This window comes from Corynebacterium striatum ATCC 6940 (assembly GCF_000159135.1).
GTDB classification, from domain to species: domain Bacteria; phylum Actinomycetota; class Actinomycetes; order Mycobacteriales; family Mycobacteriaceae; genus Corynebacterium; species Corynebacterium striatum.
In genome coordinates this window covers 16,331-33,823 of sequence record NZ_GG667523.1, presented here as the reverse complement: position 1 = coordinate 33,823, position 17,493 = coordinate 16,331, and the positions used below count along the sequence as shown (strand labels likewise).

The window sequence follows — 17,493 nt, the reverse complement described above, 5'->3', positions numbered from 1 at the left end:
GACTGACTAACCGTGGCTCTATACCGGAAATATCGTCCAGCAACTTTCGCGGAAGTGGTCGGCCAAGAGCAGGTCACCACGCCTTTATCCGCTGCCCTCGACGCAGGGCGAATCAACCATGCTTACCTCTTTTCCGGTCCGCGCGGTTGCGGTAAAACCTCTTCTGCGCGCATCATGGCCCGTTCGCTCAACTGCGAGCAGGGGCCGACGTCCACGCCGTGCGGAGTGTGCGATTCTTGTGTGTCCCTGGCCCCGGGCGGCCCGGGCAATCTCGATGTGACGGAGCTCGACGCGGCGTCACACAACGGTGTTGAGGACATGCGTGAGCTGCGCGACCGCGCCTACTACGCGCCGGCGGAGTCGCGGTATCGCATCTTCATCATCGACGAGGCCCACATGATTTCCGCCTCGGGTGCGAATGCTCTGCTCAAGGTGGTTGAAGAGCCACCAGAGCACGTCATCTTCATCTTCGCCACCACGGAGCCGGAGAAGATCATCGGCACCATCCGTTCGCGTACCCACCACTACCCGTTCCGCCTGCTGACCCCGCCCGCGATGAAGGGCTTGCTGGAGCGCACCGTGGCTGCTGAGGGCGTGCACGTGGATGACACTGTGTACCCCATGGTCATTCAGGCCGGCGGTGGTTCCCCGCGTGACACGCTGTCCATTTTGGACCAGCTGCTCGCGGGTGCGGGTCCTGACGGGCTCACTTACGACGTCGCCCGTCCCCTGCTGGGCGTGACCGATCTCGGTCTTCTTGACAACACGATTGAGGCGCTGGCTAACCAGGACAAGGCGGGTTTGTTCACGCTTGTCGACGATGTCATCGAAGCCGGCCACGAACCTCGCCGTTTTGCCATTGATCTGCTCGATCGTCTGCGCGACTTGATGATCCTGCAGGCCGTTCCGGGTGCTTTGGAAGTCGGGTTGGTCTCCGCTCCAACCGATCGCGGCGAGATCCTCCTTGCCCAAGCACAGCGTTTCACCGGACCGCAGCTGGCCTACCTGGCTGAGACCGTAAACAGCCGTATCTCTTCGTTGCGAGGAGCGACTTCGCCGCGCCTCCTTCTGGAGATTCTCTGCGCTCACCTACTCGTGGGCTCGGCTCCGGCAGCAGCCGCGGCTGGCCAGCCGGCTGCGCTGCCCACGGGCATGCCTGTTGGTTCACCGCAAGGTGCCTCCGCTGGAACGCCTGCTGTCAGCCACGCAAATACCGCAGCTTCCAACCAACCTGCACCCGCTACTGCCCAAGCCCAAGACCCAGCAGCCGCAGCTGCCGCCATTATCGCTGCCCGCCGCAACCGCCAGGCTCAGCAGCAGGCGCAGCAACAACAGCAGCAGGCCCAGGCGCCGCAGGCTCAGCCGCAGCAGTCCGAGCAACAGCCAGCCGAGCGCGCCGAACAGGCGCCTCAGCAGCGAACCGAGACTCAACCTGCACAGGAGTCTGCTCCGGAGCCAGCCAAGGAACCGGCACAGCAGTCTGTTCAGGAGCCAGCGCAGGAACATGCAGTTGATGTCGCGGAGCAAGTGCGTTCGCAGTGGTCGAACCTTCGCGCGGCCGTGGGGCGTCGCAACAAGGTTGCAGAGATCATGCTCGCTGAGGCCCGCGTGCTTGGCTTCCGTGATGACACATTGATTCTGGGACACACCACGGGTGCTCTTGCGGAGCGAATCAATTCGCCGTCCAACAACGATGCGATCGTGGCAGTTCTTAAGGAAGAGCTGCGCCGTGACATCAAGGTCAACTGCATTATTGGTACCAACCCGAAGGCAGCAGGCTTTAGCGAAAGCACTCCGCGCCAGCAGCCAACGTGGAACCCAAACCAGCAACAGCGCGAGTCCGCTGAGCCAGAACAGGAGTCTGAGAGGCCTAGTCCGCAGGCTGAACCCGAGCAGCAATCGGAGCAGTCTGCCAGCGCATCTCAGGCGGTGCAGCCGGAACGGCCACAGCCTGCGGCTCCGGAGACTGGACGAGCTGAGGTGGCAAGCGCTGCCGATAACGCTTCTCCGAACGCTTCTGCGTTTGCATCTGATGATCCGTGGGGAGCACCGCGACCTATCGGCACGCAGAACAACGAGCCTGCTCGCGAAGAGAGCCCCGGGCCAGTGACACCGGCTGCGGCATCGGAGGCTGCGGCGGCGGCCACAGCGGCGGCAAGCGCGCATCAACCTGCACCGCAAGCTACTCCGCCTGCGCAGCTGCAGGCCCCGCGTCAGCAAGCGGCGAAGCCGGCACAACAGTCATCCCAGCAGGGTGGTGACTGGCGTTCGCGAATCGCGCAGGCCTCCCAGGTGGCACAGAAGCGTGACGAGGAATTCAACAAAGTTCCGCATTTCGGCAACGGTGTACCGCTGCCGCCCGAACCAGCGCCGGAAGACGATTTTGAGGCACCACCAGAGGAGTACTATCCAGCTGACCCGCAGCCCAGTCAACCGGGGTTGGGGCAGCAGAACCAGGAGATGGGGGCGTCGGCAAGCACTGCGCAACCACCGCAACAGGCCTACTCACGCGATGACGAAGAGCGCGAGATGATGGAGGAAGCTCAAAACGTCGGCGAGATGGATCATCGCAGTTCAACTGAGGTGGCGATGGAGCTGCTTGCCAAGGAACTCGGAGCACGGCGCTTGTAGGCGTGCATCTGTACACTTGGCGGGTAGCAAAAACTTAGAGAACTTACTTTTGAAAGGACTTTCCATGACTGACCCAATGTCCCAGGCAAATGACATGAACGATCTGCTCGCACAGGCTGCCCGCGTGCAGGCTGAGCTGCAGAAGGCACAGGAAGAAATCCTCGCCGCGCAGGTTGAGGGAACCGCTGGCAATGGCCTGGTTAAGGTCGTTATGACTGGTGGTGCTGAGCTCGTTGACCTCCAGATCGATAAGTCCGTTGTGGACCCTGAGAACGTTGACACCCTCCAGGACCTCGTTATCGGCGCTTTCAAGGAAGCACACGCTGCGGCTGGTCGTCTCGCACAGGAGAAGATTGGCCCGCTGTCCCAGGGCATGGGCCAGGGTCAGCAGGGCTTTGACGGCTTGTCTTTCTAGGATGTCTTCGGCGGCAATCAGTAGTCGCACGTTAAACTAAAAGGTCGTTGTCCCGGTTCGGGGCGGCGGCCTTTTGTCGTTAATTATTAGGGAGAATCGTGTTCGAAGGACCTCTGCAGGATCTCATCGACGAGTTTTCACGCCTGCCTGGCGTGGGCCCAAAGTCGGCGCAGCGTATCGCTTTTCACGTGCTGCACATGGATCCAGAGGACGTCGATCGCTTGCAAAACGCCCTCGGTGCGGTGCGCGACGGCGTGACCTTCTGCCGCATTTGCTGCAATATCTCCCGCGAAGAGGTGTGCCGCATCTGCGTGAATTCGCAACGCGACGCCTCGACCATATGCGTGGTTGAGGAGCCTAAAGACATCCAGGTCATCGAGCGAACTGGCGAGTACAACGGCCGCTATCACGTGCTGGGCGGTGCTTTGGACCCCCTGGCCAACGTCGGCCCGAAGGACCTTAATATTTCTGCGTTGTTGCAGCGCATCGGCGGCGTGCTGCCGGACCGAGAGCTAGCGGATTCCACTCCGGACGCGCCGTTGTACGACACGACGCCGGAGATCAAAGAGGTTATCCTCGCCACGGACCCGAATACCGAGGGCGAGGCCACCGCGGCATACCTAGTCCGCTTGCTGCGAGACTTCCCTGACCTAAAGATCACCCGCCTCGCATCCGGCATGCCGCTGGGTGGCGACCTTGAGTTCGTGGATGAACTGACGCTGTCCCGCGCGCTGTCGGGTCGTTTGACGGTGTAGCTGTCTTAGCAGCCGCCCTAATTGCCGAATTGTGGCGCTAAGTGGCGCGAAAATGGCGACGATTTGGCATTTAGGGCGGCTAAGGCAAGCCGCGAGCGCCAGCTGAGCGCCCGCAGTTGCGAGACTAGAGCTGCGAGCGCGGCGGCTTCGACGCGTTGAAGCGCTCGGTGCGCAGCTGTGACACGGCTGGGATGTCGAGGGGCTCGAGATCCGCCAAAGCGATGCCCTGAGCCTTGGCCAGCAGCAGGTCAGCGAGCTGCGGGTTGCGGGCTAGTGCTGGTCCGTGCATGTAAGTAGCGATGACGCTGCCCTGAACGGCGCCTTCGGCTGTGCGCTGCTCGGAGGCATCGGCAAGGTCCGCGGTAGCGGCAGTGTCGGCATTACCCTGTCCGCGGGTGAGCTTGCCCAGCGGCTGCGCAGCCGGGCCCAGGATGGTCGCGCCCATGTGGTTCTCAAAACCGGTGAGAGGCTCGGTGAGTTCCGCAGTGATGCCAGCGCGGGTGGGCTCAGAGGAGACCTCGCCGATGGCGCGTTCGGCCATGGAAGCGGTGGTGGCGTCGATAAGCCCCACGCCGTCGATAATGCGGCCGGAGGCGCGGAAGGACTCACCGAGAACCTGTAGGCCTGCGCAAATGGCGATGATTGGGCGGCCTGCGTTGGCCGCACGCGTGAGGCCACCGTCTGCGATGAGGTGCTCAGCAGCGAGAATCTGTGCCACGTCCTCGCCGCCACCAAGGGTGTAGACGTCGAGGGAATCCGGCACTGGCTCGCCCAGCTTGATCGGGATGATGTCCGCCTCGAGGCCGCGCATGCGGGCGCGCTGACGCAGGACTAGAGCATTGCCATCGTCGCCGTAGGTGCCCAAAACATCCGGCAGGATGAGGCCGATCTGCAGCTTAGTCATTGGTGGTCTCCTTTGCTTCGCGCTCAAGCGCCTTCTTTAAGTCGCGGAAAGCGGTGTAGTTAGCCAGAACCTCGATGCGACCCGGAGGGCAGGCCTTGATGGCCTCCAGCGGATCGCGGATGAGCTCGTGCGAGATATCGGCATAAACCAAGCGCACGGCCAGATCGGTGCCGCGCTCGCCGGAAGCTTTGACTGCCAGCTTCTCAAAGTCCTCGAACTTCACGTCCCACAGCCAGGACATGTCGATGCCGTCAGCGACGTGGCCATTGGTGGCGATGACGAGGCCTTCGGCGGTGCGGTCCACCATGGACAGCGCCTCTTGCCAGCCGGCCGGGTTCTTAGCCAAAAGCAGGCGAATCTTCTGGTTACCAAGGGTGATGGTGGAGTAGCGGCCGGCGACGTCGGCAACGGACTCGGTGGCGGAAAGCGCCTTGTCGAGGTCCACGCCGAATCCCTCCACGGCAGCAGCGATGGCCTGGGCGGCGTTGCCGCGATTGGCGCGGCCAGGCAGGGCGAGGTTCAATGCACGCTCACCTTGCGGAGTGTGGAGTCCAGCTTGGTCCACGGACCAGGTGGGAGCGGGGCGGCGGAATTCGCGGCCGTCGGCAAGCGGCTTGACGGCACGCCAATCCTCACCGTCGCGAATGATGTGGCCGCCGGTACGTGGGCAGGTCACGGATTCGCCGAGCCAGCCGGCACCAGCGGACACCCAGATGACGTTCTTGGCGTCGTATGCCACGGAGGTCATGAGGACGTCGTCGCAGTTAGCGATGATGAGCATGTCCGGGTGCGCCTCAACCGCGCCGCGCAGGGCGCGTTCAATCTTGTTAATCTCGCCCACGCGGTCCAGCTGGTCGCGGGAGAGGTTCAGCAGCACCAAAGCCTGCGGGTTGAGCTTGTCCGCCACATGCGGAACGTGCAGCTCGTCGACCTCGAGGACGAGGCGGCTGGCGTTTTTACCGGCCAGCAATGCAGAGATGATTCCGGCATCCATGTTGTCGCCACCGTCGTTGGTGGCCACGGTGTGCTCAGCACGTACAGCAGCGGCGAGCATGCGGGTAGTGGTGGACTTGCCGTTGGTGCCAGTAACCAGCACTGCGGGGCGGTCGCTACCGAGGTGGGCCATGATCTGTGGGTCAATAGCGCCGGCAACGAGGCCACCAATCATTCCGCCTGCTCCGCGGCCGGTGGCGCGGGAGGCGGTGGTGGCCAGCTTGGCGGCGGTAGTGGCGGCGTTGGTACGCAGAGACTGCAACGTGCCAGAAAGGTTAAAACTCATGCCCTTAGGGTAGTCGCGTCAGCGCGCCGGACGGGACTCGCGCGCCTAGTTTTGTCCGGAGTTTTGATTCTTTGCAGAGTTATTCCCCGCAGAGTTGTTCCCTCCGCGGCGTCCGCGTCCGCCTCGTCCGCCGCGGCGGCGACGTCGCTTGTTGCCATTCCCAGAGCCGGACTTGTCCTGCGGTTTGTTCTGGGGGTTGTTCTGGGGGTTGTGTTGCGTGCTGTGCGCAGCATCCTGCTTGTTCTCAGCAACTTGTGCATTGGGATTGGCTGGCTTGCCTGTTGCGGAGGAAGACTTGCGGCGGGAGCGGCGTCGGTTAGCGTTGCTCGAACGGCGATTGTTGCTGTTCGGAACGTGTGCGTGTCGGCTCGACTGCTCCTTCTTTGGCTCCGGCTCCTGGGCCTCCTCGATGCGTTCGAGTGCGGCGAGGAAGGCCGTGTCAGACATCAGGGGGATGTCCTTGCGGTGCGCGTGCATCGGTTTGCCCACCAGGTCAGTGGTCACGTTGCAAACCACCAAGGAAGTCTCACGGGTCAGCTTTTCCGAGTAGTTGAGCTCCTCACGGCCAAGCGCAGAAATGATGGTGTCCGGATCTTCCAAGATTTCCGGGGCGACCACGATCTCCATGCCACGGCGCAGCTCCTTGCCCGGCTGGTACTTGCCCGGGTTATGGTGCTGCCGCGGAGCTTCCGCGGCGTCGACGCGCACGTGTGAGCGCTGCAGCCCAAAGCGGTCCGCGCGCAGTTCGTCAGGTGCGTACGTACTCAGCGTCTTGCCTGCTTGGAGGCGGTAGAGGCGGTACAGCAGTTGCGTAGCCTCACGGGAGGTCTCCGCCTCGCTGCGCTGCGCGCGCTGCGTAGTTGCGGTGGGTGGCGGTACATCGAGTCCGCTGCGCTTGGCGACGGCCGCCAGCCTAATGTCGTTCTCCCATACCCCCTGTCGGCGCGCGGTGGCGAGAGTATCCACGATGGTGACCGGGGTGGGAACGTGTCCGACCTTTTGACGGCGACGGCGTCCCTTGTTGCGATTGCGATTGCGCGAGCGATTCTGGCGGGCCGCTGCCATCATGGCGCGGCGGGCCTCGGACACGATGAAGCCCCAAGTGAAGGGGGTGTCGTGGACGATGAGCGTGCGGCCGTCGATAAGCCGGTCCAAGGGCTTGAGAAGGCGGGAGAAGGCTTGGCCTCTAGCGACCTCTTCGGGAGTCAGGCCATGAAGGTGGCGCGGACCGGGGTCTATGTCAGGGTTGACAACAGCATGGAATTCCTGGCCGACTTCGCCTTGCGCGTTGAAGGTTAGGGCGTCGATTGCAACGAGCCGAGCCGTGGAGGGGTGAATGCCTGTGGTCTGGACGGTGAGCGCGACGAAAGGATGCGCGGCCACGGCCTCGGCTTGCGCGATTTCTTGCGCGCTGGGCTCGCGGTGGTTGTGCGCTGGCTCTTGCTCAGTGGAAGCAGGGGTGCTGGCCGCGGAGTTTTGCGTCTGCGGCCCAGGCTTAGGCGGTTGTGCTTGCGGCTTGGGGCCGGGTTTCGGAGCGGAAGCCCGGCCGGGAGTGCGCGGGTGGCCAGTGGCCAGCGCAGCCGGAGAAGGCGCGGGGGCTGAATCAGGGCCGGGGGTCATGCTCATTCTTATCAGTGTAGTACCCAGACCGCGCGAAACCGCTCAACGGGCGAGCGTATGACTTAGGGGCGGATGATGATAGTTATTACCGTCGTTGTAACCTGCCTAGTCGGTGTGGCCGGGCTTGAGGGCTGCGTAGGTTCTGGCTGCTTGGTCGACGGTGGCGTGGTTTGCGGCTTGCTCGTCGGTGGCGTGGTTTGCGGCGTGGTCGACGGGACGATCTCGGGCGTAGGCGGCTGCGGAGTGCTTGGTTCGCGGCTCGTAGTAGGGGCGTCGGTGGTGGATGGATGGTCGACTGCGCGCTCCTTGGTATACACAGTGCTTGGGGGTGCGGTTGTAACCTCAACCGAAGGTGCCGGGCCGGTGGTCTCTGACTTGCGGGGCGCAGTAGTACGAGGTGTAGATAGAACTACAGAAGTTTCAGTGACCTGCGGTACGTCTTCGTTTGCAGGCTCAGGCGTCGGTTCAATCGCCTTCGCCTGGATGCGCGTAGCTACGTTTCGGTGCCCATTTTTGTTGGAAGCGGAGTCAGAGTCCTCTTCAATAGTGCGGAATCCGCCTCGGCTTTCGGTGCCAGGAGCTGTAGCAACGGATGAGCTGGAATGGGACTTATTGCCCAAAGTATTGCGGGACGGTGTGACTTCGTCTTGGAAGGAGGAATCGTCGAAGGATTCTCCCTGTAATGCAGCTGTTTCCTCGTGTTCCTGCTTGTCTACAGAGAACATGGAAGCTGCAAAGTTTGCCCCGCCACCAACAATGACCGCGGTACTTGCAGCCGCCACCAGCTTCAAACCAATGTTGCTGCCCATGAGAGCCGTAGAAGCAGTTTTGGAAGTCATTAGGGCTGCAACTTGATTGTTGGTGGACCCGAAGAAGTGGATGTTTGCGTGCTCTGCTGCCTCTGCACGTGCAGCTGTAACAGCAGAAAGGCCCATTGACGCTGCGGTGAGGGTGCCAGCTACGACTGCGCGATTAGCTTTATCCTCAGCATCGGCATAAACAACCAAGCTCGGCTTGGATTCCTCCATGCAGTAGTAGGCGTGAGCGACTGCAAGGAGGCCGTTTTGCTGATACTCCAGCACCGTGTTTGCAAGGCGACGGGCATCTTCGCGGTCCAGAGAGGCAATTTGTACTCCGTCGACGAGAACAGCTACAGCGCGGCGGCCAAGGAAACGGCGGGCGTGGAGCGTAACGAGGAAGTGCTCGGCTCCCTCGGGGAGCACGTCCATTTTTGGTTGAAAATTAGTGATGGTTGCAGGGGTTGAACCCGGCAGCAAGGCCCACCGCTCAGCTGGGGGGTTATTTGCAGGCACGCATAGGCCCGGGGCTGGGAGCTGAACGTCAAAGGAAGGCCACTGTTCGCCGTCCATTTCGACCATCGCGATGCGAGCGGTGACGTGTGGATGCAGGCCAGCATCAATGATCCAGTCCAGCTCGGTATAAGCGCTGACGTCGCTCTTTTCGAGGTGGCCGATCGTGGTGTCCTGATAGCGGACCCTGAAGCCTTCTTTGGCTGAACCGCTCAAATTGACCTTGATTTCTGGTTGATCGGTGCCCGCTTTTTCCATAAGGTCCACCAAGAAGTCAGGGTTTACTTCTTGGATGGGAATGTTATTGACATTGCCAAAACCATGGTCGGGGACCATGTAGTTGGTCGACTTCATCAATATTCGCCTTCTTATAGGGGGTACCGGCTGAGCCAAAAAGTCGGGGTTCAATAAAACTAAGTATTCAAATACTGCAATCACCGGCAAGCATTGGGGTGGGGTTGCCGCTGACAGCTTCACTAACACTATCCATTAAAATGCCCGCATAGGTTAATAATCTGTAGAAAATCTTACTTCGAAAATGAATAATTTTCAAACGTATAAGCTGGCCTTTAGCTGGGACTATTGACGCTTTGCGAGTGGGGGAAGCATATTACGCCTAACGAATAATGTTTAGTGGGCAGCCATATATACAGTTGACAAAATTAATGCAACGACAGTCAAAATAATAAGAATGAGCCAGAGTTTAGGACTGCCCGGCTTGGGTGATGCATCACCTTTTGTGCTGGGGAGTCGATCGATGCGGGAAAGGTCTGTATCGGTGATGGCTTTAAAACTGGCCGTCTCGAAAGTCTCGGCGGCAACGCTAGTGGTGGCGGTACGTTCTGCTAAAAGACGTTCCTGGCCCGTTCCCTCCCGCGATTCTTGGGAGACGGCGTTAGAGGCGTAAATGTTAAGCACGCGCCCGTTTTGGCGGGGGTAGTGGTAAGCATGCGCTAGTGTGGTCAGCCCATCTGCGGCATTTTCTGTGATGATCGCAGAAAGGTATGCGGGGGCGTCGTCTAGCGTTGCGATGAATTGCGGCCCTAAGTATGCGCTGATGCTGTGGGGATCGGATTCGGCGGTTCGCAGGGTGACAAGAAGGTGGATGCGGCCGTAGTGCGGAATATCCACGTCGTCTGGAATGTCGTGAACGCTTATAGCGGGGGCATAATCCAGTATTGCCCACGGGGAACTCGGCGGGTTATTGGCGGGCAAACATAGGCCTGGCCGTGGTAGAAGGATGGCGGGCTGGGTGCCGTGGAGAAAAGTGACGGCGGGGGTTAGGCCGGCGTCGAAAAGCAGCTCAATTTCTGGATACTCTGCAGCATCGCGGGCAGCGATCGAGCCCAGCTTCTCTTCGCCGGACATGACATCCCACCCGCCGTTAGTCAGACGCGTGAGGGAAACGAGTTGCTTCTCAGGATCGGAGGGCGCGGTAGCGGCATCCCAAACGGGAAGCGACTGAACTGCGCCTAGGCCAAGGTGCGGGATGGGATACAGGGGAGAAGTCATGTTTCGACTTCTACCACCTAAACCGTATCCGCGGGGCTTTGGCCTAGGCGCGCAGTCGGGGAGGGGTGTGCAGATGCGGCTAGTTCAGTGCGCGGTTGACCGCAGAGTTGATGGCGAAGATCGAGGCTCGAGTGGTTGAGCCTGCGATGCCCGCGCCCCACACTTGGGTGCCGTTGACATCGGCAGCAATGTAACAAGCTGCTTCAGCGTCGTCACCAGCGGTACGGGACTGCTGGGAATACTCGATGACCTCGAAGTCGATGCCGAGGTGTTCCAGAGCGTTGGCGTAGGCCGCAATCGGGCCGTTGCCGTGGCCGGAGATGACATGTTCGGAGCCGTTGTACTCGACGGTTGCCGTGACCTTTGCCTCCGAGTCGTCGTTAGGCGAGTTATCGATCAGGAAGGTCTTGTGCGCCAGCGGTGCTTCGCGGTCCAGGAACTCGGTGGCGAAGATGTCCCACATGTTCTTGGAGTTGACCTCGCCGCCTTCGGTATCGGTAACCTCCTGTACCACAGCGGAGAACTCCGCCTGCATGGCGCGCGGCATGTTGATGCCGTGATCCGTCTTCATGATGTAGGCAACGCCGCCCTTGCCCGACTGCGAGTTCACGCGAATAACAGCCTGGTAGTCGCGGCCGACGTCCTTCGGGTCGATGGGCAGGTAAGGAACCTCCCAGACGGTCTCGCGCAGCTCGTCCCAGGAGACCTCGGTGTTGTTGGCGCCAGGGCGAACCTCGTTGGCCAGTGCATCCAGACCCTTGTTGATGGCGTCCTGGTGGGAACCGGAGAAAGCGGTGAAGACCAGCTCGCCGCCATAGGGGTGGCGCTCAGGAACGCGCAGCTGGTTGCAGTATTCCACGGTCTCGCGGATGGCGGGCAGGTCGGTGAAATCGATCTGCGGATCGACGCCCTGCGTCAGCATATTCAGGCCCAAGGTGATGAGGTCCACGTTGCCGGTACGCTCGCCGTTACCGAACAGGCAGCCTTCGATGCGGTCGGCGCCCGCCAGGTAGCCCAGCTCGGCTGCGGCGATGCCCTCGCCACGGTCGTTGTGCGGGTGCAGGGACAGGATGATGGAGTCGCGCTTGGCAAAGTTGCGGTGCATCCACTCGATGGAGTCGGCGTAGACGTTCGGGGTGATCATTTCCACTGTGGAAGGCAGGTTGATGATCATCGGGTGCTCCGGGGTGGCCTCCATGATGTCTACGACGGCGTCGCATACCTCGACGGCGAAGTCCAGCTCAGTGCCGGTGAAGGACTCAGGAGAGTACTCCCAGCGCCAGTTGGTGTCTGGGTAGTCCTTGGCGATCTCCTTGATGAGCGCGGCGGCATCGGTAGCCAGCTTCTTGATGGCCGGGCGGTCCTTGCGGAAGACCACGCGGCGCTGCAGCTTGGAGGTGGAGTTGTAAAAGTGAACGATGACGTTCTTGGCGCCTTCGCAAGCCTCAAAGGTGCGGCGAATCAGGTGCTCGCGGGCCTGAACCAGAACCTGGATGGTGACGTCTTCAGGGATCTTGTTCTGTTCGATGATTTCACGCACGAAGTTGAAGTCCGTCTGAGATGCGGAAGGAAAACCTACCTCGATTTCCTTGTATCCCATCTTGACCAGCAGGTCGAACATGCGGTGTTTGCGCTGCGGGCTCATTGGATCGATCAGCGCCTGGTTGCCGTCGCGCAGGTCCACAGCGCACCACTGTGGGGCGGAGATGATCTTCTTGTCAGGCCAGGTGCGGTCCGGCAGCTGGATATCCTCGACCTCTTCGGCGAAGCTCAGGTAGCGGTTAACCGGCATCGAGGAGCCGCGCTGCTTGTTCCATGCGGGCTGGTTCTCGCCGAATGGGCCGTTAGGAGTGGTGATCTCGCGAGGTGCAGAAATGAAGGAATCGTTGGGAGACATGTTTTATAAGGTCCTTGAAGGTTTTGAAAGGTTTGTGGAAGCTGTGTCTCACGGCCAGCTGTGGCAATGGCGGCTGAATGCGCATCACTGAACACCGCGACGGGACGCTGGCCGCAAGATTATCAAGGCCTAATTCCCGCCGCGGCAAATAAGGAGGAGGATCAGCCGCGTAGTCATGTGGATCACACTAACGTGCTTCCCATTCCGTGGCAAGTGTTCCCATGGGGTGAGACAAATGAGGGTGTGGCTTGGGGGAGGAGAATGCGAAATCTGGAAGATTCGTCCAGCCTAATGCGGCATATTGCCGGCGGCGGGCGCTTAACCTATAGCATTATCCATTGTGGAGAACGCGAGCAAAACAGGTCTCGGTGAGGAAGCGGAAAGCAATGCGCTTGGCGACGTCGTCAAGCACGAGCGTCAGCGCGATTGGATCGCGGCCCTGGGCGTGGGCGTCCTAGGAAACATCCTGCGCATTGCTGTGCTCGCTATGTTTGCCAAGGCCAACGATGATAATTTGTGGGGCCTGCTCAATAAATGGGACGCCGTATATTACACAGAAATTGCACGCGCCGGCTACTTCAACGCCGATATTGCGACCGAGGGCAACGTTTATGAAACGACGATGGCCTTCTTTCCGGGTTTTCCTTTACTCATTAAGCTCGTCAGTTTCCTGGGATTTTCGGAACCCATCGCCGCTATCCTCCTGAATTTTGTGTTTACCGTGGTTATGGCCGCAGGTGTTATGGCAATCGCGCAGCGCATGGGTGCGGACTTCAAGGCACGCGTGGCCGCAGCAATCGCGGTGACCTCAGCGCCGATGTCCATCGTCTTCGCGATGCCGTACACGGAGGCGCTGTTTGGCGCGTTGACAATGTGGGCGCTCGTTGCGCTCATTGACCGGAAATGGCTGCTCGCGGGTCTTTTTGTCTTTGCGCTTTCTGCCGTTCGTCTGACCTCGGTGGACGTGATCTTGGTCTTCGGCGTGATTGTGCTGTTGTGGGGTGCACGGGAATGGAAGGCGTGGGTGGCGCTGGTGGCCTCGGCGTTGCCGCTGCTGGGTTATCTCACGATGGCCAACCACTACCTAGCTTCCGCCGGTGGATATTTTGGAATTCAGAAAGAACACTGGAATTCACAGTTCGACTTCGGCGTGGCCACCTTTAAATGGGTTAAATCCACGCTGATGACCGCGGATCACGCAGGATTTCTGCTATCTACCTCGGTCATCGTTGGCGCTCCCATTCTGTTGGTGCTTGCCTGGCGCAAGCTTCCGCTGCCGGTGTGGCTCTTTTCGGCAGCGCTCATAGCTAACGTGCTGCTCTCGGACGGAATCATGCACTCGCGCCCACGCCTTCTGCTTCCGGCTGCCGTGCTCTTTATTCCGTGGACAATCGAAATGAGTAAGTGGGCAAGCTCCCGTCAGATGGCTTTTGTAATGGGCGCAGTGGTGCTTGGTGGCGCCTGGTTCTCGGCGCACATGCTGGCTGTTTTTGACTGGGCGATTTAGCAGTTTTGAAGGGGCGATTTATAACGCGCTGGCCGGGCCGAGCTAATTATCGGCCTGCACTTGGGCACGTCCCACTGGCCGCCGAGAGAGGACGATCGTTGCTAGAATCATGACGGCCAAGGCGGCGGCCATCACGGACCAGCCCGTGATGGAATCTACTTGGAATTCCTCGCCGAGCACTACATAACCCAAGCTGAAGGCGATGATGGGCTCCATGATGGTCATGGCAGGAAGCGACTGCGCGAGCGGGCCGGCATGGAAAGAATACTGTTGTAATACCGTGCCTGTTCCAGCCAGAAAGACGAGGCCGTATAGCTGCCACGATTGCGCGAGCTGCCACAGCCCATCGTTGGTGAAAATGTCCACCACGGACTTGGACAAGAGTGCGACGTAGCCATAGAGCGCGCCGCAGGCTGTTCCCAGGGCGAGCGCACGCCGGGCACGGTAGCGCCAGGCGAACAGACCTAAAAGGGCCAAACCAGCGGCACCACACACAAGCGGCGGCCACCATTCATTGAGGGAGGGACGGGGATTGCCGGCAGTGGGACGGCCGTAGACCACCAAGACGCCCACAGCGATTGTCAGCGCCGCGCACCAGAAGGTCTCGTGAAATGACAGCGCACGCTTGGAGTACCAGGCGGAAAGGGGGAGCGTGAACATGAGGGAAAGCACCAAAATGGGCTGGACCACCAGCAGGGTTCCGAATCCTAAAGCGATGATTTGCAGGCAATAGGCCACCACTGCTGCTAGGGTGCCGACCCACCATAAGGGGTTGCCCATGGCTGTGCGCATGACGGAACTTGACGCTTCGAGAGCGATCCGGTGGCGGATGACGGTTCCCCACGCCACGGTGAGGGCCGAGGCGAGGGCGAAGAAGACCGCCAAGAGATTGCTGAACACCCCACCACCGTACTCAAGGCGCCGTGAATATAACGAATGATTCAGGCGTGTGTAGTGATTTCTGTATATGCGGGCAGCTGCGGGGTTGCTGCGTTATGGTGGCGGAGCGGCGCTAAAAATACGGCGCAATGCATGATTGGTGAATAAAAACACTTTGATCCCCTTCACATATTGTGAAAGGAAGTACCTCGCCGGGGTAGCATGGACAACTGACTAATGCACGACAGGTATAGCAGGGCTTATCGGCCCTGTGGCTATAGCCTGTCGCGGGAAACGCACAGTGAAAGGTGGATATCCCAACGTGGCCCTGATCGTTCAAAAATACGGAGGCTCATCCCTCGAAACCGCGGAGCGCATCCGTGCTGTCGCCGAGCGCATTGTGGCTACCAAGAAGGCGGGCAACGACGTGGTTGTTGTCTGCTCCGCCATGGGGGACACCACCGATGAGCTGCTGGATCTGGCAGCCCAAGTAAACCCGGTGCCGCCGCAGCGCGAGATGGACATGCTCCTGACCGCGGGTGAGCGCATTTCCAACGCTTTGGTGGCCATGGCCGTGGAGTCCTTTGGCGCGGAAGCTCAGTCCTTTACAGGCTCCCAAGCTGGCGTGCTCACCACTGAGCGCCACGGCAACGCGCGCATCGTGGACGTCACGCCGGGCCGCATTACTGAGGCTCTGGATCAAGGCAAGATTTGTATCGTCGCTGGTTTCCAGGGCGTTAATAAGGAAAGCCGCGACGTTACCACCTTGGGTCGCGGCGGCTCCGACACCACCGCCGTGGCCCTCGCGGCGGCGCTGCAAGCCGATGTCTGTGAGATCTACTCTGACGTCGATGGTGTTTATACCGCGGACCCACGCATTGTGCCGGATGCGCAGAAGCTGGAGAAGCTCTCCTTCGAAGAGATGTTGGAGATGGCGGCCGTCGGCTCCAAGATTCTTGTCCTGCGCAGCGTGGAATACGCCCGCGCATTCAACGTACCCCTGCGAGTTCGCTCGTCTTATTCAAACGACCCCGGCACCTTGATCGCCGGTTCAATGGAGGATATCCCTGTGGAAGAAGCAGTACTCACTGGCATCGCGACCGATAACTCTGAAGCCAAGGTTACCGTCTTGGGCATCCCGGACCGCCCGGGTGAGGCAGCGAAGGTGTTCCGCGCCATCGCCGAGGCCGAGATCAACATCGACATGGTCCTGCAGAATGTCTCTTCCCTGGAGTCCGGCACCACCGACATCACCTTCACCTGCCCGCGTGCCGATGGCCCGCGCGCGATGGAGATCTTGACCAAGCTCAAGAACGAGGGTCACTGGGCAAACGTGCTTTACGACGACCAAGTGGGCAAGGTTTCCTTAGTCGGTGCAGGCATGAAGTCTCACCCGGGTGTTACCGCAGACTTCACCGAAGCGCTGCGTGACGCCGACGTCAACATGGAGCTTATCTCCACATCCGAGATCCGCATCTCCGTGCTCGTCCGCGAGACTGACCTCAATAAGGCGGCTGTGGCATTGCACGAGAAGTTCCAGCTGGGGGGCGAAGAAGAAGCTACCGTCTACGCTGGTACGGGCCGCTAAAAACATTTCAGGGAAAGAAGGAAATTTTCATGACCACCATTGCAGTCGTAGGAGCTACCGGCCAGGTAGGACGCGTAATGCGCTCCATCCTTGAAGAGCGAAACTTCCCTGCGGATAAGGTGCGCTTCTTTGCGTCACCGCGCTCTGCTGGCCAGGAGCTGGAGTTCCGTGGTGAAAAGATCGTGGTTGAAGATCTCTCCCAGGTCACTGAGGCCTCCATTGCTGACGTAGACATTGCTCTGTTTTCCGCCGGTGGCGCTACCTCGCGCGATTGGTCCCCGGTCTTCGCCGCTGCTGGTGCAACTGTAGTGGATAACTCTTCTGCATTCCGCAAGGATCCTGAGGTCCCGCTCATCGTGTCTGAGGTAAACCCGGAGGAGGCAAAGAATCCGCCGAAGGGCATCATTGCTAACCCGAACTGCACCACCATGGCCGCAATGCCGGTTCTTAAGGTCTTGCACGATGCTGCTGGCCTGAACCGTTTGCACGTGTCTTCTTATCAGGCAGTTTCTGGCTCTGGCTTGGCTGGCGTTGAGGCCTTGGCCAAGCAGGCTGCCGAGATTGGAGATCGCAACGTAGAGCTCGTCCATGATGGCTCTGTTCTGGAGGTCTCTGAGGATGAGCTTGGCCCATATGTTGCTCCGATTGCCTTCAACGCGCTGCCTTTTGCTGGCAACTTGGTTGATGATGGCTCTGAGGAAACCGATGAGGAACAGAAGCTGCGCAACGAGTCGCGCAAGATCCTGGGTATTCCTGAGCTCAAGGTTGCTGGCACCTGCGTGCGCATCCCGGTATTTACCGGCCACACCCTGACCATCCATGCGGAGTTCGACAAGGCAATCACCCCGGACGAGGCACGCCGCCTGCTTGCCGACGCCCCCGGTGTCAAGGTCGTCGACGTTCCAACCCCGCTTGCTGCTGCAGGCATCGATGAGTCCCTGGTGGGCCGCATCCGACAGGATCAGTCCGTGGATGACAACAAGGGCCTCGTGCTGGTTGTCTCCGGCGATAATCTTCGCAAGGGCGCGGCTTTGAACACGATTCAGATTGCTGAGTTGTTGGTCTAGCGCGCGGACCTAAAACAAAGCCATAAAACACAGAAAGGAGCTTGTACATCCAATAAACGGATGTACAAGCTCCTTTTTAGTTATTTACTTCGGATTCTTACTTTGGGACTTCCGGCTTGGTGTGCTCGA

At 60.1% G+C, this 17,493-nt stretch carries 13 protein-coding genes; 6 read left to right on the top strand and 7 right to left on the bottom strand.

What is annotated here, in order from left to right; translation table 11 throughout:
- Positions 1 to 12 precede the first annotated feature (12 nt).
- From HMPREF0308_RS07665 to recR, 3 genes are all read left to right on the top strand, one after another.
- Positions 13 to 2,631, top strand: a complete 2,619-nt coding sequence (locus HMPREF0308_RS07665; protein ID WP_034657258.1) for a DNA polymerase III subunit gamma and tau — start codon at positions 13 to 15, stop codon at positions 2,629 to 2,631.
- Positions 2,632 to 2,695: 64 nt separating this feature from the next.
- Entirely contained in the window at positions 2,696 to 3,046 is a 351-nt protein-coding gene (locus HMPREF0308_RS07660; protein WP_005530357.1) for a YbaB/EbfC family nucleoid-associated protein, read from the top strand.
- A 98-nt stretch (positions 3,047 to 3,144) separates the two neighbouring features.
- Positions 3,145 to 3,801, top strand: coding sequence for a recombination mediator RecR (gene recR / locus HMPREF0308_RS07655; protein WP_005530356.1), 657 nt, complete (start codon positions 3,145 to 3,147; stop codon positions 3,799 to 3,801).
- 124 nt (positions 3,802 to 3,925) lie between these two features.
- Here recR and HMPREF0308_RS07650 read toward each other — a convergent pair whose 3' ends face one another.
- From HMPREF0308_RS07650 to leuA, 6 genes are all read right to left on the bottom strand, one after another.
- A complete protein-coding gene (locus HMPREF0308_RS07650; RefSeq protein ID WP_005530354.1) occupies positions 3,926 to 4,705 on the bottom strand; it encodes a type 1 glutamine amidotransferase in 780 nt (259 codons plus the stop codon).
- Entirely contained in the window at positions 4,698 to 5,984 is a 1,287-nt protein-coding gene (locus HMPREF0308_RS07645; RefSeq protein ID WP_005530352.1) for a Mur ligase family protein, read from the bottom strand. The genes HMPREF0308_RS07650 and HMPREF0308_RS07645 overlap by 8 nt, the downstream gene beginning before the upstream one ends.
- A gap of 45 nt (positions 5,985 to 6,029) precedes the next feature.
- Positions 6,030 to 7,610 carry an exonuclease domain-containing protein gene (locus HMPREF0308_RS07640; protein WP_005530350.1) on the bottom strand — a complete coding sequence of 527 codons (1,581 nt, stop codon included), beginning with the start codon at positions 7,608 to 7,610 and terminating at the stop codon, positions 6,030 to 6,032.
- 56 nt (positions 7,611 to 7,666) lie between these two features.
- Positions 7,667 to 9,268: a hypothetical protein gene (locus HMPREF0308_RS14360; RefSeq protein ID WP_005530348.1), complete on the bottom strand. Its 1,602-nt coding sequence runs from the start codon at positions 9,266 to 9,268 to the stop codon at positions 7,667 to 7,669.
- A 276-nt stretch (positions 9,269 to 9,544) separates the two neighbouring features.
- Complete coding sequence (locus tag HMPREF0308_RS07630; RefSeq protein ID WP_005530346.1) at positions 9,545 to 10,426, bottom strand: hypothetical protein; 882 nt, start codon at positions 10,424 to 10,426, stop codon at positions 9,545 to 9,547.
- 79 nt (positions 10,427 to 10,505) lie between these two features.
- Positions 10,506 to 12,323, bottom strand: a complete 1,818-nt coding sequence (gene leuA / locus HMPREF0308_RS07625; RefSeq protein WP_005530344.1) for a 2-isopropylmalate synthase — start codon at positions 12,321 to 12,323, stop codon at positions 10,506 to 10,508.
- Positions 12,324 to 12,663: 340 nt separating this feature from the next.
- On the opposite strand from leuA, the gene HMPREF0308_RS07620 reads away from it, so the two are divergent.
- The gene (locus HMPREF0308_RS07620) at positions 12,664 to 13,830 is read left to right on the top strand and encodes a mannosyltransferase family protein (protein WP_005530342.1); all 1,167 of its coding nucleotides are present in this window, start codon (positions 12,664 to 12,666) and stop codon (positions 13,828 to 13,830) included.
- Positions 13,831 to 13,872: 42 nt separating this feature from the next.
- Here the strand turns inward: HMPREF0308_RS07620 and HMPREF0308_RS07615 are convergent, their stop codons facing one another.
- Positions 13,873 to 14,730, bottom strand: coding sequence for a DMT family transporter (locus HMPREF0308_RS07615; RefSeq protein WP_005530340.1), 858 nt, complete (start codon positions 14,728 to 14,730; stop codon positions 13,873 to 13,875).
- Between the two features lie 301 nt (positions 14,731 to 15,031).
- Here HMPREF0308_RS07615 and HMPREF0308_RS07610 point away from each other — a divergent pair, with 301 nt between their 5' ends.
- Both HMPREF0308_RS07610 and HMPREF0308_RS07605 read left to right on the top strand, forming a co-directional pair.
- Positions 15,032 to 16,297, top strand: a complete 1,266-nt coding sequence (locus HMPREF0308_RS07610) for an aspartate kinase (protein WP_005530337.1) — start codon at positions 15,032 to 15,034, stop codon at positions 16,295 to 16,297.
- A gap of 29 nt (positions 16,298 to 16,326) precedes the next feature.
- Entirely contained in the window at positions 16,327 to 17,364 is a 1,038-nt protein-coding gene (locus HMPREF0308_RS07605; RefSeq protein ID WP_005530335.1) for an aspartate-semialdehyde dehydrogenase, read from the top strand.
- The last annotated feature ends 129 nt before the right edge of the window (positions 17,365 to 17,493 follow it).

Excerpts from the sequence above, each read along its gene's own strand:
- HMPREF0308_RS07660 (WP_005530357.1), top strand. The coding sequence starts at position 2,696 with ATGACTGACCCAATGTCCCAGGCAAATGACATGAACGATCTGCTCGCA.
- HMPREF0308_RS07650 (WP_005530354.1), bottom strand. The coding sequence starts at position 4,705 with ATGACTAAGCTGCAGATCGGCCTCATCCTGCCGGATGTTTTGGGCACC.
- HMPREF0308_RS07645 (WP_005530352.1), bottom strand. The coding sequence starts at position 5,984 with ATGAGTTTTAACCTTTCTGGCACGTTGCAGTCTCTGCGTACCAACGCC.
- HMPREF0308_RS07640 (WP_005530350.1), bottom strand. The coding sequence starts at position 7,610 with ATGAGCATGACCCCCGGCCCTGATTCAGCCCCCGCGCCTTCTCCGGCT.
- HMPREF0308_RS14360 (WP_005530348.1), bottom strand. The coding sequence starts at position 9,268 with ATGAAGTCGACCAACTACATGGTCCCCGACCATGGTTTTGGCAATGTC.
- HMPREF0308_RS07630 (WP_005530346.1), bottom strand. The coding sequence starts at position 10,426 with ATGACTTCTCCCCTGTATCCCATCCCGCACCTTGGCCTAGGCGCAGTT.
- leuA (WP_005530344.1), bottom strand. The coding sequence starts at position 12,323 with ATGTCTCCCAACGATTCCTTCATTTCTGCACCTCGCGAGATCACCACT.
- HMPREF0308_RS07605 (WP_005530335.1), top strand. The coding sequence starts at position 16,327 with ATGACCACCATTGCAGTCGTAGGAGCTACCGGCCAGGTAGGACGCGTA.